This is a genomic window from Microcoleus sp. PH2017_35_SFW_U_B (assembly GCF_020737865.1).
Classification (GTDB): Bacteria; Cyanobacteriota; Cyanobacteriia; order Cyanobacteriales; family Microcoleaceae; genus Microcoleus.
The window spans coordinates 1-21425 of sequence record NZ_JAEQDE010000043.1 but is presented as its reverse complement, the minus strand read 5'-3'; the positions used below and the strand labels follow the sequence as shown (position 1 = coordinate 21425).

Annotated in this window: 14 protein-coding genes; 7 read left to right on the top strand and 7 right to left on the bottom strand. The window is 45.4% G+C overall.

Annotation, left to right across the window (positions count from 1 at the left end):
- The first annotated feature begins 98 nt into the window (after window positions 1-98).
- Window positions 99-842, top strand: a complete 744-nt coding sequence (locus tag JGK36_RS12290; protein ID WP_293190181.1) for a Uma2 family endonuclease — start codon at window positions 99-101, stop codon at window positions 840-842.
- Window positions 843-1035: 193 nt separating this feature from the next.
- Here JGK36_RS12290 and JGK36_RS12285 read toward each other — a convergent pair whose 3' ends face one another.
- The 3 genes from JGK36_RS12285 to JGK36_RS12275 form a co-directional block, all read right to left on the bottom strand.
- On the bottom strand, window positions 1036-2250 hold the full coding sequence (locus tag JGK36_RS12285) for an SAM-dependent methyltransferase (protein WP_293200946.1): 1215 nt from the start codon (window positions 2248-2250) through the stop codon (window positions 1036-1038).
- A gap of 112 nt (window positions 2251-2362) precedes the next feature.
- Window positions 2363-3844 (bottom strand): pitrilysin family protein, encoded by a 1482-nt coding sequence (locus tag JGK36_RS12280; protein WP_293196750.1) that lies wholly within the window; start codon window positions 3842-3844, stop codon window positions 2363-2365.
- 219 nt (window positions 3845-4063) lie between these two features.
- Window positions 4064-5659, bottom strand: coding sequence for a pitrilysin family protein (locus JGK36_RS12275; protein ID WP_293181533.1), 1596 nt, complete (start codon window positions 5657-5659; stop codon window positions 4064-4066).
- A gap of 487 nt (window positions 5660-6146) precedes the next feature.
- Here JGK36_RS12275 and JGK36_RS12270 point away from each other — a divergent pair, with 487 nt between their 5' ends.
- Both JGK36_RS12270 and JGK36_RS12265 read left to right on the top strand, forming a co-directional pair.
- Window positions 6147-6761: a TetR/AcrR family transcriptional regulator gene (locus JGK36_RS12270; RefSeq protein ID WP_293181530.1), complete on the top strand. Its 615-nt coding sequence runs from the start codon at window positions 6147-6149 to the stop codon at window positions 6759-6761.
- 268 nt (window positions 6762-7029) lie between these two features.
- Window positions 7030-7551 carry a GNAT family N-acetyltransferase gene (locus tag JGK36_RS12265; RefSeq protein WP_293181527.1) on the top strand — a complete coding sequence of 174 codons (522 nt, stop codon included), beginning with the start codon at window positions 7030-7032 and terminating at the stop codon, window positions 7549-7551.
- Window positions 7552-7559: 8 nt separating this feature from the next.
- Here the strand turns inward: JGK36_RS12265 and JGK36_RS12260 are convergent, their stop codons facing one another.
- On the bottom strand, window positions 7560-7925 hold the full coding sequence (locus JGK36_RS12260; protein ID WP_293181524.1) for a hypothetical protein: 366 nt from the start codon (window positions 7923-7925) through the stop codon (window positions 7560-7562).
- 236 nt (window positions 7926-8161) lie between these two features.
- On the opposite strand from JGK36_RS12260, the gene JGK36_RS12255 reads away from it, so the two are divergent.
- Entirely contained in the window at window positions 8162-8995 is an 834-nt protein-coding gene (locus JGK36_RS12255; RefSeq protein ID WP_293196749.1) for a cobalamin biosynthesis protein, read from the top strand.
- A gap of 4 nt (window positions 8996-8999) precedes the next feature.
- Here JGK36_RS12255 and JGK36_RS12250 read toward each other — a convergent pair whose 3' ends face one another.
- Window positions 9000-9365, bottom strand: coding sequence for a phage holin family protein (locus tag JGK36_RS12250; protein ID WP_293190171.1), 366 nt, complete (start codon window positions 9363-9365; stop codon window positions 9000-9002).
- Between the two features lie 107 nt (window positions 9366-9472).
- Between JGK36_RS12250 and JGK36_RS12245 the strand changes: the two genes are divergently transcribed.
- A complete protein-coding gene (locus JGK36_RS12245; RefSeq protein WP_293181516.1) occupies window positions 9473-9970 on the top strand; it encodes a pentapeptide repeat-containing protein in 498 nt (165 codons plus the stop codon).
- Window positions 9971-10390: 420 nt separating this feature from the next.
- Here JGK36_RS12245 and JGK36_RS12240 read toward each other — a convergent pair whose 3' ends face one another.
- A complete protein-coding gene (locus tag JGK36_RS12240; protein WP_293196748.1) occupies window positions 10391-12592 on the bottom strand; it encodes a transglycosylase SLT domain-containing protein in 2202 nt (733 codons plus the stop codon).
- Between the two features lie 438 nt (window positions 12593-13030).
- On the opposite strand from JGK36_RS12240, the gene JGK36_RS12235 reads away from it, so the two are divergent.
- Together JGK36_RS12235 and JGK36_RS12230 are read left to right on the top strand one after the other, a co-directional pair.
- On the top strand, window positions 13031-14509 hold the full coding sequence (locus JGK36_RS12235; protein WP_293192820.1) for a leucyl aminopeptidase: 1479 nt from the start codon (window positions 13031-13033) through the stop codon (window positions 14507-14509).
- A gap of 993 nt (window positions 14510-15502) precedes the next feature.
- Window positions 15503-17725, top strand: coding sequence for a PAS domain S-box protein (locus tag JGK36_RS12230; protein ID WP_293181507.1), 2223 nt, complete (start codon window positions 15503-15505; stop codon window positions 17723-17725).
- Between the two features lie 17 nt (window positions 17726-17742).
- Here JGK36_RS12230 and JGK36_RS12225 read toward each other — a convergent pair whose 3' ends face one another.
- Window positions 17743-21147, bottom strand: a complete 3405-nt coding sequence (locus JGK36_RS12225; protein WP_293196747.1) for a PAS domain S-box protein — start codon at window positions 21145-21147, stop codon at window positions 17743-17745.
- Window positions 21148-21425: the final 278 nt, after the last annotated feature.

The window sequence follows — 21425 nt, the reverse complement described above, 5'->3', positions numbered from 1 at the left end:
ACCCCTCTGAGCTCGGGTTTGGTCTGTATAGACGCGGTTTCAACCGCGAGCGTCTTCTTTTCCCATCTCAAATCTAAAATCTAACATGGTATAGGCTCATGGTTCTTCAAATTCCGTCGAGTTCCAAAGCACCAACTGTCACCTGGGAAGCCCTACCAGCCGACTTTATTTTACCGGACGATCCTGTGGAAAATATTCAACAACCGCCCCTTGCTGCCTCTCTCACCGATGCTCTGGGGGCCGCCGGACTTATTGGACTCGCCCTAATTGGTTCCAATTTTGGACTGGTAGCGACTATCAATCAGAAAACTGTAGTTAAAGCACCCGATTGGTTTTACGTGCCACAAGTGCATCCAGTTGCTGAGGGGACGATTCGCCGCAGCTACACGCCGAATCTGGAGGGTGCGCCGATATCGGTGGTGATGGAGTTTTTGTCTAATGAAGATTACGGCGAATTGTCTGTGCGATCGACTCCTCCCTACGGCAAGCTCTACTTCTACGAGCAGATTCTGCAAGTGCCTACCTATGTTACCTACGACCCCTACGAGCCCAAGCTGGAAGTGCGCTATCTGCAAAATGGGCGCTATGAAAAGCAGGCTGCTGATGCACAGGGACGGGTGCGGATTCCAGAGTTAGATTTATGGCTGGGGATTTGGCGGGGGGAACGTTTGGGACAAACTATGAATTGGCTGCGCTGGTGGGATGAAGCTGGAAATTTGCTGCTGTGGAGTTCGGAACAGGCCCAACAGGAACGCCTGCTGGCCCAACAGGAACGCCAGCGGGCGGAGGTATTGGCGGCAAAGTTGCGGGAGTTGGGTGTCGATCCCGATCGGCTGACATGAATCGGGCGATCGGGCCGCTACTCAATCCAAATTGACCCTACGGCGCTTCAAACCCAGCCTTACTGCTTGAATGCGATCGGGTTCAAATTGGTATTATAGCAATCCTTGCAGGAGTCGTAAAATTTTTACCCCTCCCCAACCCTCCTCGAACCCGCGGGGAGGGAGTAAGAAATTCACAAATGATTTAGGATTGCTATATAGCCCGATCGCCTACCGACTCAGTATTAATTATAGTAGCTAGATCGGGGGAAAGAAAGAGATCGGGAAATAGTAAAGTTTCTAAATAGTGAAACTTTATTCCATAAAGTTTTTTAATTTCTTGGATTTGTCCAAGAATCTGCTCCTTGTTGATACTCTGATTGCTTTTGATTCCCACAATCATTATATTCTTACTCGTATGTTCAGCCGCTATAAACTCAAAAACCTTGGTTTTGTAGCCAGACAATTCAAGTAAAAGCGCTCTTAATCCATCAGTCACTATTTCCGATTGCCTCTCTAGCAAAATGCCAGACTTCAGCAGATCCTTCAAAACCATATTCGGATGAATTTGTTTCCTAACTTGCTTGTGACAGCATGGTGCTAGGATAATCAAAGAAGAATCAGATTGTATCCCTTTATAAATTGCATCATCTGTTGCAGTATCACACGCATGAAGTGCGATGGTTATGTCTGATTTTTCTGCGCTATAGTTACTGATATTGCCTTGTTTGAAATGTAAATTTTTAAACTCAACTGATTGGGCGACAGAGTTACAAAAATCCACTAAATGGATTCTGCTTTCTATACCAATAACTGATGCTTCTTTGTCTAAAATATTGTTCAGAAAATCATAGATTGCGAATGTTAAGTATCCTTTGCCTGAACCCATGTCAACTACAGAGATATGACTTTTCGCTGCCAATCCTGATGATTCAATTAAGCTATTTATAATTTCTACAAACTTATTTATCTGTCTAAACTTATCTTCCATTGTTTTTACGATATTACCTTGACTGTTGGTAATACCTAATGCTGTGAGATATAAATTGTTTTCTGATTGAATATACCGTTTTTTATTGCGATCGTGTTCCTGCGGAACCGTATCAACAGGATTGGTGAAAGTAGGCTTAATAAATTTAAGTTTTGGTTTTTTATCTTTGCCATATTCAAGTTGGACATCCTGCGTCAGCGAGAATAATCTAATACTCATAAATTCACTTCCCGTCAGGGTTTTGATTAAATTTATTCCCTCTGCAATTAGGTAATTTTTTACTATTTCCTTAGTTTTGTAGCTATAGGTAAAAGAAAGTTTTATGCTTGATTTAAATTGTACGCTTCTATATTTTCCTAAAGTTAATCTGATAAATTCTTGATTTTCTATACTAGAACCTAGAATTAACTCGAATTGCTCTTGCGTGTTGATATTCATTATATTATTCAGTAGCGGTAGCGTGCGTCGCAGAAAGAAAATTTACAAATTAAAGTCAAAATATCACAGCAACGCACCACACAATAGTCTGGTGCGTCACACGAATTATTGATTAAGTCGCCGATGGAATTGTGATATCAACAGATTGCACTTTTACCGAAGTTCCTAAGCTCGATAACGGCGGTTGAATTCCCGCAGTATTTCCCACTACTAATGTTACCAAATTCTCAGGTTTTAAGTAAGTCTTGGCAACGCGCTGCACGTCGGCAATTGTGGCTGCTTCGACGCTGAGGCGGTAGCGAAAAATGAAATCTTCGGGATAACCGTAGTATTCGTAGCGCATTAGTCGCGACAATGTTTGACTGGGATTTTCAAATTTGAAGATGAAAGAATTGAGGGTGGAATCTTTCGCAAAAGCTAATTCTTCGGCGGTAATTGGTTCGGTGCGAATTCGATCGATCTCAGCGCGGATTGCCTTAATAAACGGTACTGTCGCGTCCGATCGCGTTTGGCCTCCAGCCACAAACGTCCCTGGATAGTCAAATCTCGGACTCCAAGCCGCGTAAACACTGTAGGCTAAGCCTTGGCGCGATCGCACATTATTGAACAAACGCCCGCCAAAACCGTTCATAACCCCATTCATCACGTCCAAAGCACCGTAATCTGGGCTGTTCAACATCCCGCCCAAATGCCCCATCTGCACGTAACTTTGACTCAATTGCGGTTGATTTACCAAAAATATGCCGCCTTGATTCGCCGGCGTTACCGCTGGTAGCGCAGGCATTTCTGCACTTTTAGTCGGTACCCAGTTGCCGAATTTTTGCTCCACGAGCGATCGCATTTTAGCCGTATCAAAATCGCCAGAAATACCCAAAATCATATTCTTCGGGTGGAAATACTTCTGGTAGAAACCCACCAAATCGTCGCGGGAAATATTGGCAATAGTCTTGTATTCTGCTGTGCGCGCGTAGGGACTGCGATCGCCATAAATCAACTTTTGAAACTCGCGGCCCGTAATATCGTTAGGATCGTCGTTGCGACGGGCGATGCCACCTTGCTCTTGATTCTTAGCTAAATCCAACTTTTCCTTAGCAAAAATTGGCTCCCGAATCACTTCAGCAAACAAGTCAAATACAGGTTCCACATCTTCAGCTAAAGCACTAAAATTAGCGTTCCCAGAAGCAACATCAATCCCCGTTTCTACCGAAGCTGCCCGCTGTTCTAGCAACTGATTTAATTCATCAGCCGTATGGCGACTCGTCCCACCAGTTCGCATCACTTCTCCCGTCAAACCTCCCAATCCAATTTTATCAGCAGGTTCAAAACGATCGCCCGTGCGAAATAGCGCCGTTCCCCCAACTAACGGGAGTTCTCTATCTTCCATCAGATAGACTCGGATGCCATTTTTTAGCTCGAAGCGAGTGTATTTAGGCAGTTTAATTTCTGGCACCGGCGGGAATTTTAATTCATCGTAGTGCTTCGGCCCAGCCGCTAAGGAAGGCAACAAATTAAACGTGGCAAGTGAAACAGTAAAAAAGCAAAGCGACAGCAGAAATAACTTTACTTTTTTCAGTCTCAATTTACTCCTTTTCATGCTTTCTCCTAAGTTTGATATCGTGAAATAGCGTAGGGGCGGTGCTCTGTACCTGCCCTAGATGCGAGTCTATTTCCTAGTCTGCGGAGGCAGACTTAGTTTGTATAGTCGCGGTTTCAACCGCCGAGTCTGAGTGCGAGTCTATTTCCTAGTCTGCGGAGGCAGACTTAGTTTGTATAGTCGCGGTTTCAACCGCCGAGTCCAAATCGAGGCTTCTTCTTACAGCGACAAAAGCTTACCAATCGTGCGATTTTCCGGGCGGAAAGTTGCCTTAGCTACTCGCTGAATGTCAGCGGGAGCAACAGCAGCGATCGCATCTAATTGCTTAAACAGATTTTTCCACGAACCAGTTTTTACTTGATAGTCCAGCAGCGAAAATGCCATGCCCATATTAGAATTGAGCGATCGCAATAAACCAGCCCTCGCCTGAGTCTTCACCCGTTCCAACTCCAAAGCAGACACCGGATCAGTTTTTAGGCGATCGATTTCCTTACTCAAAGCCACCGCCACCTCATCAACCGTCTTACCCGGAGCAGTTTGAGCGTAAAACAGCATCAAATTCGGGTACTTTTCCCCCGGATAACCGCTAAAACCTTGAGCAGCTAGCGCCAATTGCTGTTGTTCAACCAAAGACTTATAAAGCCGAGAAGTGCGGCCGCTGCTGAGTAAAGAACCAATGATTTCATAAACCGCATTGTCAGGATGATTCATCGCCGGCCTGTGGTATCCTTCCAAATACCAAGGTTGAGTTTTTAACTTCAGCGTCACTTCCTTCGTTTGTGTTTGCGGAGGCTCCACAATTTGCAATTCAGGAGGCGCTGGTTTCGCCTTGTAGCGGCCGAAATAAATTTGAGCAAGACGCTTCACCTCCGCAGCTTTCACGTCTCCTACCACCGCCACAGTCAGCTTGCTGGGGATATAGTGACTATCGAAAAAATTCTGCACCTGGCTGCGGGTGAGGTTCTTAATATCTTCAGTGTAGCCAATCACCGGGCGACGGTAAGGATGAACAGAGAAAGCTTTGTCAGCAAAAACTTCGACCATTTGCCCGATCGCCGAATTCTCAGTTCGCAGCCTCCGTTCTTCTAAAATTACCTGTTTTTCCTTGTAAAATTCCCGAAAAACAGGCTCTAAAAAACGCTCGGATTCTAGCGACATCCACAGCTCTAACTTGTTAGCGGGGAGACTGTAAAAATACATAGTCGAGTCGATAGAAGTAGCGGCATTTAGTCCAACTCCGCCTGCTTGTTCGACAATTTTACCGAATTCATTGCGCTTGACAAATTGCAAAGCTTCGGATTCAACCTTGTCAAATTCTGCTTTGAATTTGGCGATTTCTTCAGTTTTGCCGATCGCCTTCGCTGCTTGCATTTGCTCGAAGAGTTTATCTTGTTTTTCTAGCAGCGGCTTTTCGGCTTTGTAGTCGGTTGTGCCGATTTTGGGCGTACCTTTAAAAGCTAAATGTTCCAGGTAGTGGGCGACTCCAGTTTGACCCTCTGGTTCGTTGGCGCCTCCCACGTCGGCGTGAATCAGAAACGATGCTACCGGGGATCTGGGTCTTTCGAGCACCACGAATGTCATGCCATTGTCGAGCTTAAATTCGGTGACTTGCTTGATTACGCGATCGAGCGACGGTTGCACAGACACTAATTGCGAGCCGCTAGCGGGGTTCTCGCGAGCGAGGGCGATTTCGGGGGAAATTCCCCACCACAGCAGCACAGCGGCGAGTAGGGAGGCAATGAATCGAGTTTTGGGTTTGGGCGATTCCCTAAGGGATCGCTTCGCCGCGCGTGGTTTTTGGAACTGCGGGATCATTCGATTTTAGATTTTAGATTTTAGATTTTGGATTGTCAAACCTGAGGTTTGTGCCGAATACAAGAGATTCTTGTTTAAGGATAAAGATTTTTTGAGGCATAAGCGATCTGTTGCGCCACAGATGTTAGGCTGATACAGCAAATCTCAAAAAGGGTCATTCGATTTTAGATTTTAGATTTTGGATTTTGGATTGTCAAACGGCAAGAAGTTTATGCCGAATAACAAGAGATGCTTTTTAAGCATAAAGATTTTTGGGGGCATAAGCGATCTGTTGCGCCACTTCCAGTTTAAGATTAAAGTCGCGCACTACTTAAAACTTAACATTATTTCGCCCGCCCGCCCCAAACCCGCAGTTCCAAGTGCATGAACCTAATCAAACGTAAAATACGGCTCGCTTAAAAGCTTGCTGTGTATGTCTTCCTCCTTCTTCCTTCTTCCTTCTTCCTTCTTCCTTCTACTTAAATCGCCAATTACCCATTCCAAAGCCATGCGAATTTTTAATCAGTCTCCTCCTTCAGAAACAGAAACCAAGAAGCGAATTTTACAAGCAGCTCAGCGGTTATTTGCCCGCAGCGGATACGACGGTACGACAACTCGGGATTTAGCAGCGGCGGCGGGGGTGGCGGAGGGTACGCTATTTCGGCATTTTGATAATAAAAAAGCGATTTTGGTTGAGGTGGCGACGGAAGGATGGGTGGAGTTGCTGACAGATTTGCTGACGGAATTGAGCGAGATGGGTAGTTACAAAGCAGTGGCTCAAGTGATGCGGAGGCGGATGCTAAATATCCGCGAGAATAGCGATATGATGCGGGTATGTTTTTTGGAGGCGCAGTTTCATCCCGATTTGCGCGACAAAATTCAGTTGGAAGTCATCGGAAAAATGAGTATTGTGGCTGAGGCTTTTTTTGAAACGGCGATGGAAAAAGGAGTTTATCGGAAGATGAATCCAAAAATTGTCGCTCAAGTATTTTTGGGAATGTTTGCCGTCGCCGGTTTCAGTCAGAATACAATTATGGAGCCGAATGCTTCCCCGCAGGAAATGCAGGAAATGGCGGAAGGATTGGCAGAGATTTTTCTGAATGGGGTTTTAGTTAAGGATTAGTCAGTTGGCAGTGGTTAGTGGTTAGTGGTTAGTTGTCAGTTGTCAGTTGTCAGTTGTCAGTTGTCAGTTGTCATTAGCGCGAGCGTCCCCGCTCGCGAACGTTATTAGCGCGATCGTCCCCGCTCGCGAACGTTATTAGCGCGATCGTCCCCGCTCGCGAACGTCATTAATCATTGGTCATTAGTAGTTCGGTTTTTTTCCTTCTTTATTCTTCCACGCATTTGTTAAATCCGTCGAGCGAATCCTTTGCCTAACTTTCTTCTACCTTATGGAAAAAATCTTAGACTATTCTATTAGGCCGCTAACGCAGGAAGACGAGCCTTTTTTGTGGCAAATGCTGTACGAAGCGGCGCACATGGCAGAAGAAGGTGAATCAACGGTGGAAGCTGTTGTGAATCATCCTTTAATTGCGAAATATGTCAAGCATTGGGGACGTGCAGGCGATATGGGCTTCCTAGCAATTGAATTGAACAGCAGCCAGCCAGTAGGAGCGGCGTGGCTGCGTTTATTTCCAGGGGATGACAAGGGATTTGGCTGGATTGACGATACTATCCCGGAATTGGCGATCGCGGTTCTTCCAGAATACACAAATCAGGGTGTAGGAACTCAATTGCTGGCTCATTTGTTGCCAGCAGCCAAAGCATCTTATCCAGCGGTATCCCTGAGTGTCAGAAGCTCAAATCGGGCCCTGAATTTGTACGAGCGATCGGGATTTAAAGTAATTGAGGGAAGCGAGATAATTAACCGCACAGCCGGGACATCATTGACTATGAAAATAGATTTTGATTGAGTAAATTATTACTCATCGTTAAACTCGTACATTTGCCTGGCCCAATTATCCCGATTTTCCTGCCATTCATCAATAAATGCTTCCCAAGTTGTATTGCTTTCTAGTTCCAGCAATAAACTTGATACTTCTTCAAGAGTCGATGCTGCTTGACATTCTTCTACCCAACTTTCCCGGCGCCGTTTCCATTGATTTTGCACCGCTTCCCACTCGATGTCTGATTCCAATTCAACTAGAAATTTTGCTAACTGTGACGGATCGACTGCTGCTTGCACGTCGCTCACCCAACTGTCGCGACGTTCTTTCCATTCTTGCGTCACTGCTTCCCATGCGAGGTTGCTTTCAAACTCTAACAGTAATTGGTTCAGTTCTACCATATTAAATGTTTAATTGTTTGCAGTTTGTGCTAAGGTGATTATACAAAAAAAAATAAACAAAGAGTGTTAAAAAAATTTTAAGATTGGATTCTCAGTGAAACTACGGAATATATATCAATACGGTTAACTTAAGAGATGACAACAGGGAAAACTCATGAAAAATATACATTGCGATTGCTTCGTTCCTCGCAATGACCATCTTAAGTGAACCGTATTGGAATATATATAATTGCATAATGAGCGATGAATTTAGGTTAGATAGGCTAGATATTCCCAGGAGTTGGAATCGCGGGACAGGCGACTGGACGGGAGTGGCGGCTGCGATGCAGAGAGGGGAAACTGTAGAAGTAATTCAAGAAGTTGGTTCGACTTTGTGGCGAAACAGTCTGCCGGAAAAACATTGTTTGTATTGGGATGGGGAAAATATATCACCTATCAAAGGGCGAATTTGGATTAGTTTTACCCAGAGAAGATTTGCGCCGGAATCTGTTTTGCCGAAGGTTCAGTGGCATCCGAGAGTGTTGTGGGTAGGGATAGGTTGCAAGGCCCGAACTTCGCGAGAATTAATCGAAACTGCGATTCAAAGTGTCTGTCGCAGTTATCATTTAGCGGAAAGTGCGATCGCAGGTATTGCTACAATAGACACTAAAGCAGGCGAAATCGGCTTGCTGGAACTTTGTCGATCGCGAAATTGGCCGTTAAAAACCTTTGCGGCTGATGTTTTAAGTTCCGTTGAAGTCCCCAATCCTTCAGATGTTGCAGCAAAATCAGTGGGAACGCCCAGCGTAGCAGAAGCCAGTGCACTTTGCGCGATCGAACCAACAGATTACACAATTATCAGCAACAGGCAAGATGCCTGTTCCACAATTATTAGCAACAGGCAAGATGCCTGTTCCACAAAGAGTGAATATTCTGCTTGTGGGGTGGGCATCCTGCCCGCCCATAACAGGCTTTTAGTGCCAAAAAAAATATTTTCCACTAAAAATCCCCTCCCTTTACAAGGGGGGGTTAGGGGGGGTTCTGCGGTAACTGTAGCCGTTGCAGTTTGCCCGATCGACTATCTAAGATAATATCTTACTGCTCGACACCAGTATTCACAAATCGGCCAATCAGCCCAGAAACCAACGACAACACAATTGAACCGAACAAAGCAGGCCAAAAACCGTTAATCGCAAAACCGATACTGAAAGCACCAGCCAACCACGAAGCCAAGGAAAGCGAAATCGCATTCACCACAAACAAAAACAAACCTAAAGTCAGAATGCTGAAAGGCAGCGTCAGCAATGTAATAATCGGCCTGACAACCGCGTTTACAAATCCGATAACTACAGCAGCCAGCATCGCCGCCGGAAAGCTCGTCACCGCAATACCTGGTACAATGTTAGCGGTAATGATCAGCGAAACGGCCGCTACTATCCAAGTTAAGAAAAAACTTAGCATATCTTTTTTCATCTCCATCACTATTAATTAAGATTGTAGCTGTTTAGGCGATCGACCAAAGTTCGGGATACACTACCAAATACCCACCTTGCGACCACATCAGATTTATGAAACTCCGGCAACTAGCAGCATTCCTATTGGCGCTAACCATCTTCATCCTGCCGCGCGCAGCCCAAGCTCAATCTAAATATTACCCACCGCCGCTGTCCTTTAGCAATGCCGAACTGACCAGACGCGATTTTTCTGGCCAAACACTGCGCGCCGCTGAGTTTTCTAACGCTAATATGGACTTAACTAATTTTTCTAATGCCGATTTGCGGGGAGCAATCATGAGCGCTTCGGTGATGACTCAGGCGAATTTACACGGCGCAAATTTAACTAATGCCATGATCGATCAAATTAAATTTACTAAGGCTGATTTAAGCGATGCCATTTTAGTCGAAACAATTTTGTTGCGTTCTACTTTTGATGAAGCTGATATTACTGGTGCTGATTTTACTGATGCAATTATGGATGGCGCACAAGTTAAAGAATTGTGCAGTAAAGCCAGCGGAATTAATTCTCAAACTGGGATTTCCACTCGCGATTCCTTGGGATGTCGTTGATTTATTTTATAATCCCATTATTTCAATTTGTGGAACAGAAGGTACGTAGTTGGGCTTTAGCCCTGTTTAATATATACGCCTAAAGAGGGCCCAAGCCCAACTACGTACCTATTTTTATACAGAAGGTACGTTGTTGGGCTTTAGCCCTGTTTAATATATACGCCTAAAGAGGGCTGAAGCCCAACTACGTACCTATTTTTATACAGAAGGTACGTTGTTGGGCTTTAGCCCTGTTTAATATATACGCCTAAAGAGGGCCCAAGCCCAACTACGTACCTATTTTTATGATAATAAAACCACTCTGGGGAAAGCTTGTTCCGGGCGGGCTAGAAGCCCTCCCCACAAGTAATAAACAGACAAAATTAATGTGATTGTGGAACAGGCAGGAAAGCCTGTTCCTGACAGCTCAAAACAGATTTATTAAGGCTTGGCTTTTTTCTGAGCAGCCTGATAATGTTCAGTCATCAACTGATTAACTTCTGGATTGTAAATCCGCAGATAATTCCAGTAATTCTCAAACACCGATTTCACATATCCTTTCGTTTCAGGAAACGGAATCTTTTCCGCAAAAGCATCCGGATCGCTAAAACTAAACCTCTTCAACCAATCTGCTACCGCATTCGGCCCTGCATTGTAACTCGCCACAGCTAACATCGAATTATTCTTGTACTCGTCGTGAGTATGATCCAAATACCAAGTTCCGAGTTTAATATTGTCGTCCACATTCTCCAGTGAATACTTTTTGAGGTTAATTTTTGCTGCTACCCAAGTAGCCGTTTCAGGCATTACCTGCATTAAACCAGTGGCGCCAACTGCTGATTTAATTCCGGGCATAAACCGCGATTCTTGCCGGATTAATGCTGTCACTAAAACAGGATTTATTTTCCGTTCTTGCGACCATTTCGTAATGTTTTCTAAGTACGGAAAAGGATAAAGTGCTTGCCAATAAGCTGGCTGCTGTGTGAGTGCTTGGTATTGGGCTCTATCATCGGGTTTTTCCCGCTGGCGCAAACTCCCCACCATCCACAAACCGTCTAAATTGTCTCCGACTCCAATTCGCATTAAACCGTCGGTAAACTGTTCGGCTATAGTTGGTTCGACGCGGTTGGTAAATTCTATTTGCCACAACGTCCAAGCATCTCTATCTTGACCTAATTGATACAGTTCTTTTAATGCAGGAGATCCGGCGGTTGGTTCGGGGCGCTGAGGCTGTTGCACTACCTTGGGAGATAAGTCTCGGACTGTGGTAAAGTCGCCTACTGGCCAGCCGAGAAATACTGCCGATCGCCATGCGAAATATGATTCTGGATAGCGTACAATGGTGTACTCAAAGGATGTCTTGGCATCCTGTTCGCGGCCGAGTTGCTTTGCCCATTTGCCGACCCAAAATGCTGCTTCTGGTGCTTGTTCGCTGTCGGGATTATGGGTGGTTAATTCCCTCGCCCACTGCCAAGCTGATTTTAAATCTCCGCCTTTGGCATACTGTTGGGCGATCGCCCAACGCAATTCGGCTGCTGTATCAGAATTGTTGTATTTTGTCAATAGCAACTTGCGGGTTTGTGAGGCGGATTCACCGCTACCTGCTTTGTCGAGAAGTTTGGATTTATCTAGCAAAGCTTCGGGGGCACGATCGGGGAATTTGCCGATCGCGCGATCGAGATACACGATCGCATCCTTGGGCTCGCTCAGCCGTGACAGCCGGATTAAACCCATACCAGTATCTTCGTCATTGGGGAAATCCCGCACTAATTCTTGATAGGCAATTCTCGATTCCGGGATTTTACCGTCTAGCCACAAACCGCGAGCTTTGCGGTAAACATTTTTGGCGGTGCGGGGAGCTTTTCCGTAAGCAATCGCTCCTTTGCCGTAATCCTGTTTTTCCCAATAGCCAAAGGCAATTTCTTCCCAATCTTCGGGTTTCAAAGTGGCGCTGTTTTGCTGCGCCAGTTGTTCTAATAATGTACCGTAATCTTTGACATAATGACCGTGCTTTGCTACTAGCAGCATTAACTCGGGCTGATTGGGATTTTCTTTTAACTTCTTCCGGGCTATTTCTACACTGCGCGGATGTGCGGGAAATTCCGTAATTGCTTGCTTCCAATATTCTGGTTTCGACTTGCCTATAACATATAATGCTTCGGCAGATACTGGATCGCTAGAATAGTTTTTAAGCAGTTCTTCCCAAGCTTTTTGTGCTTTGCCTTTGTCGCCGCTCAATTCGTAAGCTTGCGCGCGTTTGAGGGCAATTTGAGCAGCTAAAACTGGATATTCTTGCTCTAAATTTTCCAGTAATTTTAATGCTTTGGTGGCATTTCCTTGCTGGATTAAATCGCTGGCAAGTAAGTAGCGGGCGCGGCTTTGAGGGGAGATTTGCTGCTTGTCGTTTGAATTCTCAGATCGATCGCCCGCGAGTTCGACTAATTTTGCCGATCGCTCATTGGGTGACAGCGATACCAACATTTTGACTTCAGAGGCGGAATTCGCTGCATCCCGAGGCCGCTGAGCCTTCTGGAAGGGGCCGACACCCATCCATTTCGCCGCACCAACCACAGAGGCGATCGCCATTATGCAAACTGAAACGCCAATTAAAACAGAAACTCGGGTTTTTCGTCGCTTTAGCATGGGAAAATTTAAGAAAATAACAATAGAAAATCGATCGCCAGCGGACTTGGCTGATATCGTACCAGAATTTATCAGAAATTTGGGTTTAAAACCCCGTCCTTCGCTTGACGGCTTTCTGCTATGGTATTCGTAGGTTGCTGACCGTGAGAACGTGAGGAAACAGGTTGAACGTCCTACTCCGGGATCTCAAAATCTTTAACCGTCAATGGTAAAAACCAAATCTCGGACTAGACATGAAACTGTAAGACCAAAACTGACATTGTTGGTAGAGGCACGATTCAGCCCAAGAATCCTCGTACCTTGATAGTCGAGGAGTGTCAATTAGATCTGTAGCGGAGAATTTAGGCGATAAATTTATTTGTCGGAAGAAGAAAAAACGACAAACCAGCAAGGACAAAGTACAATCAAAAATCTAAAATCTAAACTGTAAATCAAAACATGGAATTTCTAGTCACCGATACACTCCCCTCTGCTTGGACGGGAGATGCCCTCGCAATTGGTCTATTTGAGGACGCTCTCTCGATCGCCGGCGACTTGGCGCAATTAGATGAAAAGCTTGCAGGCACGTTGAAAGAGCTGCTAATGGAAGTAGATTTTAAGGGCAAAGCGGGCCAGAGTGCGATCGCCCGTGTCGGCGGCAATAGTCCGATTCGCAAAATTGCGATCGTCGGTTTGGGGAAAGCCGCAGACTTAAAATTAGAAACCGTGCGGCAAGCTGCGGGCGCGTGCGCCAAGTTAGCCAAAAAGGAGAAATGCAAAACCCTCGGAATTAGCCTTCCGGTGTGGCAAAGTGCGCCGGATGTTACAGCAAGTGCGATCGCCGAAGGTGTGGAACTCTCGCTGAATCAAGACAACCGTTTCAAATCGGAACCCGACGAAAAAAGCCCGCAAGTAGAACAAATTCATTTACTCGGTTTCGCCGGTACCGAAAGTGCGATCGTCCGCGCCCGCCAAATCACAGCCGGAGTTATTTTAGCACGGGAATTAGTCGCAGCACCTGCCAATTATGTCACCCCGATTACCATGGCCGAAACCGCTCAAAGTCTAGCAGCAGAATGCGGTTTAGAATTAGAAATATTAGAGCAAGAAGATTGCGAAAAACTAGGCATGGGAGCCTTTCTCGGCGTTGCCAAAGCATCCGACTTGCCGCCGAAATTCATCCACCTGACTTACAAACCCGCAGGCACACCCCGCCGCAAAATTGCGATCGTCGGCAAAGGATTAACCTTTGATTCCGGCGGTTTGAACATCAAAGGTGTCGGCAGCGGTATTGAAATGATGAAAATAGATATGGGCGGTGCCGCTGCTACCTTGGGAGCCGCAAAGGCGATCGGACACATCAAACCAGATGTCGAAGTTCACTTTATCAGTGCCGTCACCGAAAACATGATCAGCGGCCACGCCATGCGCCCTGGAGACATCCTTACAGCTTCCAACGGCAAAACAATTGAAGTCAACAATACCGACGCCGAAGGTCGTTTAACCCTCGCTGATGCTTTGGTATTTGCTGATAAGTTGGGAGTTGACGTAATTGTCGATTTAGCCACTCTCACTGGCGCCTGCGTCATTGCTTTGGGCGAAGATATCGCCGGTTTGTGGAGTCCTCAAGATAGTGTCGCAGCCGAAATAGTCGCGGCTTCTGAATTGGCAGGTGAAAAGTTTTGGCGAATGCCGATGGAAGAGAAGTATTTTGATGGCTTGAAGGCTTTGCACGCTGACATGAAAAATACAGGGCCTCGTTACGGCGGTTCGATTACGGCGGCGCTATTTTTGAAGCAGTTTGTTAAGGACACTCCTTGGGCACATTTAGATATTGCTGGCCCAGTTTGGAGCGACAAGGAAAACGGCTATAACGGCGCTGGAGCAACTGGCTTTGGAGTTCGGACTCTGGTGCATTTGGTGCTGGGTGGTGCTTAATTAACTGTGGATTGGCTAGCGCAAAAATAGAGATTTTTGCTGCTGGCAATCTGGGTCATAGCAATCCTAAATCATTTGTGAATTTGTAACTCCCTCCCCGCAATTTCGGGGAGGAAGTCAGGGCCGTTTGGTTGTCGTCTTAGGTACGTAGTTGCGCTTCAGCGCTCTTCATAATCTCAGCAAAAAGCGCTATTATTTATTATCATCTTAGGTACGTAGTTGCGCTTCAGCGCTCTTCATAATCTCAGCAAAAAGCGCTATTATTTATTATCATCCTAGGTACGTAGTTGCGCTTCAGCGCTCTTAACAATCCCAGCAAAAAGTGCTATTATTTATTATCATCCTAGGTACGTAGTTGCGCTTCAGCGCTCTTAACAATCCCAGCAAAAAGCGCTATTATTGATTATCATCCTAGGTACGTAGTTGCGCTTCAGCGCTCTTCATGATCTAAACAAAAAGCGCTAAGTTCGCAACTACGTATTTGCGTTCATCTCATTTAGGCAAGGGCGAAGCATTTCGGTACATAATTTATAGCCTTTCTCAAAAAGATGAGGTATAACTGACAGCTCATATAACTACTAAACTCACAGGGCTAAAGCCCAACAACATACCTTATCTTTCTGAAAACCGCTATATCGAAAATTATTCTAGAAGCACCAGGGATCGGAAACACTGCGCGCGATTATTTTTACTCCCAGAAACTTCAGTCAGCTTACAGGAACTACCAATTGCCTTTTTCCCCATTACCACCCTTTGATATCGTTTCCGGTTGCATCGGTATTGTTTAAACCGTCAACTGTCAACTATCACAGGGCAACTGTCAACTGTCAACTGTCAGCCGAAGCTATACAGTTTTGACATTCCATGCAAAAATAGCTGTTTCATAAAAAATGAAAAAAGTATATAATTATGTAAACATTTTTCAGCCACCGAAATCAAATAATTATATTTGATGGATTTGGATTGCTGCAAATAACTTTTTTCTTGAAATTTATGCAAGAATTATTAACATTTTTTTATGCAACACTGCCTGCATCTTCCGCACTTGGCTGCGACGGGCTGGCCCAGTTGCGACTGTACGCTGTTTTTGACTCGCTGACGGCACTCGCTTATTGCTCTCTGGCGCTATCTTTGGTTTATTTTACCCGCCAAAGTTCTCACAGCAAGATTGGAGGGCTATTTGCTGTCGGTTTTTTGGGCTGCGGCGCTGCTCAATTAACGCAAGTTTGGACGCTTTGGCATTCCATTGATTGGCTGTCGGTAGATCTCAAAGCTGCAAGTGGTGTGATTTCTTTGCTCTTAGCCGGATTTGCGATCGCCCTGATGCCGAAAGCATTTACCGAATCTGACTTAAATCTCACAGAAGATATTCCACAACAGCCGTTAAAACAGCTAGCAGAAAATCAGCAGCAAGATGATACACAGACAGCAGAATTGGCAAAACCACCGACAGATGATATTGTCGATCGCACTTTAACTCTCAGTTCGTTAAGCGAACTGTTACAAAAAGAAATTGCCGATCGCCACCGGATTGAGGAAAAGTTGCAATTGGCTCAATTTGCGCTCGACCGATCGGCAGATGCGGTATTCTGGATGGGAGCGGACGGTAAATTTTTGTACGTCAACGACGCCGCTTGCTGTTCATTGGGATATTCTGCCACAGAATTGCTCGATCTAACTGTGCACGACATCAATCCCGATTTTCCCGAAACTGCTTGGAATTTGCACTGGAAAGTCTTAAAAAGGTGCGGTTCCGTTAATATTGAAGTTCACCACAGCACTAAATACGGTCGCATTTTTCCAGTAGAAATTACGATCGACCATTGGCAATTTAACGGTAAAGAATATCAGTGCGCCTTTGCTCGCGACATTAGCGATCGCAAGCGGATTGAGGCAGCTTTGCGGGAAAGGGAACAAGAATTTAGATCGTTAGTTTCCAATATTCCCGGCGCAGTTTACCGTTGCAGTGCTGCGGGGCGATCGAGCTTAACTTTTATCAGCAGCGGCATAGAAGCTATTTCCGGCTATCCGGCAGATAACTTTATGCAAAAACCCGTGCAAGCTTTTTCTAGTATAGTTCATGGCGATGACGTGGGGCAGATCGATAAAATTGTCGATCGGGCGATTAAGACAAGACAACCTTACGCGATCGAATATCGCCTGATTCACAGCAACGGAAACGTGCGGTGGGTTGCAGAAAAAGGTCAAGCTATTTTCAACCCAGACGGTCAAATTTCATCCCTCAACGGCGCCATTTTTGACGTGACAGAGCGCAAAGCAGCGGAGGATGCTTTGCGACTCTCCGAGGCGATCGCCAACAACAGAGCCCAGCAGCTAGAAATAGCTCTCAAAGAACTCCGAGAAACTCAAGCTCACCTAATTCATACCGAAAAAATGTCAAGTCTCGGTCAAATGGTAGCAGGAGTCGCCCACGAAATCAACAATCCCGTGAGTTTTATCTACGGCAATATTTCCTACGCCAGCCAATATATGAGAGACTTATTGCAGCTTGTGGAACTGTACCAAACACACTATCCTCAACCACAAGTAGAAGTTCAAGAATATATTGAAAACATAGATTTAGAATTCCTGAAAGAAGACTTATTAAAAATATTCTCTTCGATGAAAATGGGAGCAGATCGCATTCGCGAAATAGTTCTGAGTTTGCGAAACTTCTCGCGTTTAGACGACTCGGTAAAGCAGCCTGCCAATCTTCATGAAGGCATAGACAACACACTGCTAATTTTGCACAACAAACTGCGAGCTAGATCCGAATATCCCGAAATTAAAGTCATCAAAGATTACGGGAAAGTACCCTTAATTGAATGTTATCCAGGTCAGCTAAATCAGGTATTTATGAATCTGCTTAGCAACAGTATTGACGCCTTGGAAGATGCTTGGAAGCAAAAAAAGCGTTCCTCTCCTAGGGCTTCGCTAACGGGTAGTGGCAACTGGAAACCAACTATTAGCATTCACACAGAAGCCCTTAACGAAAATATTATTTGCATCCGGATTGCCGATAATGCGATCGGCATGACAGAAGACGTGCGCCACCAATTATTTGATCCGTTTTTCACCACAAAACCGATGGGGAAAGGCACCGGTTTGGGCTTAGCCATCAGTTACCGAATTGTGGTGGAAAAACACGGCGGAACCTTGATCTGCCATTCGGTTTTGGGCGAAGGGACGGAATTTGCGATCGAGCTTCCATTATAAACTAGCTATAGATAATTTTACTTGCAAGTTGGCAACTCGATCGCCAACTCCGCCCCCTCTCCGGGTGTCGAAAAACACCGCAACTTCCCCCGATGATTTTCCGTGACAATTTGATAGCTAGTTGCTAGCCCCATCCCCGTACCTTTACCCACCGGTTTAGTCGTAAAAAAGGGATTAAATATTTTTTCTTGAACTTCGGGAGTTATCCCGCAACCGTTATCATGAATCGAGATCGACACGCGATTGTCAGCAGCGAACGAAGTGGCGATCGCGATCCGACCAATATAATTTAATTTGGCGCTGGGTTCTAGGCTTTCTCGCCTTTGTTCGATCGCATCGATCGCATTCACCAGCAAATTCATAAATACCTGATTTAACAAACCGCCATAACATTCAACCAGAGGTACTTCACCATAATATTTGGCGACATGAATTTCTGGTTTTCCCGCCCTACCGTTCAAGCGATTTTGTAAAATCACTAAGGTACTTTCGAGATTCTCGTGAATATCTGTGCTTTTTAAATCCGCTTCGTCCAACCGCGAAAAAGTCCGCAGCGACTTAACAATATCGCTGATGCGCGCGGCTCCAGTTTTCATCGATTTCAACAGCTTATAAAAATCATTTTCTAGATACTCAAGCTCGATATCTTCGATAAAATCGGCAATCGCCTGGGGCGGAATCGGATAATGCTCTCGGTAAAGATGAATTAGTTGAATTAACTCGCTCGCACAATCGGTAGCAGGTTGAATATTGCCATAAATAAAACTGACTGGATTGTTAATTTCATGGGCAATTCCGGCGACTAATTGACCCAAACTAGACATTTTTTCCGCTTGAATTAACTGAGTTTGGGTATCCTGCAACTTTTTCAGGGTTGCTTCTAATTCTTCAGTTTGCAGCCGCAGTTGAATTTCTGATTGACGCACTGCTGCTTCCGCCTGCATCCGTTCCATTTCCGCAGCCGCACGGGTGGCAAATATTCTCAAGATAGCTGACTGCATTTCTAGATATTTCACCATCGGCTCAGTATCCATCACTACGAGCAATCCCCAACAATTTCCAGCGGCATCTACAATCGGTACACCCGCATAACTTTGGGCTTGGAGACTTGCTAAATTATCATCTTTGGGGAACCAGCAGTGCAAGAGATTGGGATACCGACATATCTTGGTACACCGCTCGACATTTTGACAGGGTGTCTCGGATAGATGGTAAGTAAAATTATCCCCAAATTCATCTCCCGCCCAAAATGCTAGAGTTGTGGCGATCGTTTTTTCAGAGTCACCAAATTCAGCAATCAAAGCATAGCGAACTTCTAGTGCCTTGGCGAGATATTGAACGCAGCTTTTGAAGAATGCTGCGCCGGTTTTTGCCGCCGTACCTTCGACTACTAAGCGGAGAGCTTGCTGTTGGCGTTTGCGATCGGTGATATCTCTGGCGACAAACACCACTTGCTCTTGAGACATGGGAGAAATCCTGGCATCAAACCAGACTGAGCGATCGCCAATTGGTAATGAGTATTCCAACTGCGTCACGCATTGATTGGCGATCGCTTCTTGAATCGACTCTAGGAAAAAATCTGCTGATTCTTTGGGTAAAACTTCGTGAAGAGTTTTACCTAAAATTTGAGCGGTAGGTTTGTACAACAAGGGAGCCGAGCTGGGAGATATTTTGAGATAGCGTCCCTCTGCATCCAGCACCATAATCACATCCTGCATGGCGTTAAATAGTGCGATTAATTCTGCTTGAGAGGCAGCTAACTCTAATTCTGCGGTTTTGCGATCGCTGATATCGCAATGAGTGCCGATAAACCGCATCGGTTCAGATTCTTCGTCCCATTCCACCACCTGACCCCGGTCTAAAATCCACTTGTAAGAACCGTCTTTGCAGCGCAGGCGGTGTTCGTTGCGACAGGTAGAAGTTTCGCCGCGAAAATGTTTGGCAAAATCTATATAGCATTGAGCTTTATCCTCTGGATGTACCCGACCGTCCCACTCTGCTAAATCATTCACAATTTCGTGTTCTGCATAGCCCAGCATCGCTTTCCACTGCCTGGAAAAGATGACTTCATTGGTTTTGAGGTTCCAATCCCAAGTGCCATCTCCCGCTCCTTCTATAGCCAACTGCCAGCGGCTGTTACTTTCTTCTAAAGCGATTTGTGCTTGTTTTTGAGGGTGGATGTAACGCGCTATTCCCAAACAGGCAACGAATTCTCCAGCGTCATTTACGATCGCGGATACATTGGCAGAGTGCCAGTAATAGTTGCCATCTCGATGCAAAACTCGGTACTCAGATCCCCGCAGTTTCTCACCTTGCAAAGAGCGATCGAGAGTATTTTTACAAATTGGTAAATCTTCTGGATAAACCCAATTAGCAAAACTCTCATGTAACATTTCTGCTGCTTCATATCCCATGATTTCTTTTAATTGGGGACTGACATAGCTGAAGGTGCTATCGGGATTGACGATATAAACCATATCGTTGAGATTTTCCACGATCGTGCGGAATCTGTTTTCACTGGTTTTGATGGCAATTTCTGCGGCTTTGCTCTCGGTATTGTCCCGAACATAGCCATGCCAAATAGTGCTGCCATCGGGTTGTCGCTGCGGTGTAGAATCGCCGCGCAACCACCGCAACCGCCCGTCGGGAAAACACAGCCGGTATTCGCAACACCAAGGTGTCTGATGTTGGGCAGAATCGAGAATCGATTGATAAACGCGATCGAAATCTTCAGGATGGAGGTGATTGAAAATACAAGTCGCATCTTGTTGCACTTGTTCTCGGGTAACGCCGTAAATCTCTTCCAGTCTGCCGCTGGCATAGGGAAAATGGAAACCACCATCAATATCCATGCGAAACTGATAAATAACGCCCGGGATGTGGCGGGCAATTTGCTCTAAAATACCAGTATCTGTGGGACTGATGGGACTCTCCGGTGCGATACCTGCTTCCCGAAGTTGAGCTTGGGTTTGGGCGAGTTGGCGGGTAAGTTCTTCGACTTGTGTTTCGGCTTGTTTGCGCCCTGTAACATCTCGCATGACTAACAAGTAGCGGTGAGGCCAAAAGTTGAGCGTTATTGCATATTCGACGGTGCGAATCTCTGTATCAGCCCGCACTAACTCAAATTCACCCTGCACTTTTTCCGGTTTCTGGCATTCTTCCCACACCTGTTGAAAATTCCAGCTTGGTTTTGCAAACTCCCAGATCCAGCGCCCGAGGAGTTGTTCTCTTTTTAGTCCAAGCAATTCGCAGGCGGCGGGGTTGACATTGAGGTATCGCCCTTTGTTATCGGCGATCGCGATCGCATCTAGAGCAGTTTCCCAAATAGTCCGCAATTTCCTCTCTCTGAAACAAATCAAAGTGCGATCGTCTGCTGCTGATGGGGGATTGATTTCTCGATCGCCGTCTAAAAATTCAGACATAAATTATTGAATCAGGTGTAAAATAATACATAGTATTTGCGTAATATCGCCAACCAACTTACGAGTTACTCTATTTCTACTAATTCTCAAAACTCACAGAACAATAAGGTTCCTCGTACCGGAACACCCTTAAATCCTGAAAAAAAGCGACAATCTCGCCTCGACGTACCTGAGACAATAGTTAGGGACTCGCGGACAAATAAAATACCAGTCAAAATGGGATAATCGTGATATCCCATTTTGGTAAAGTTTCAGAACGTTGCCATGAGGGCAAATAT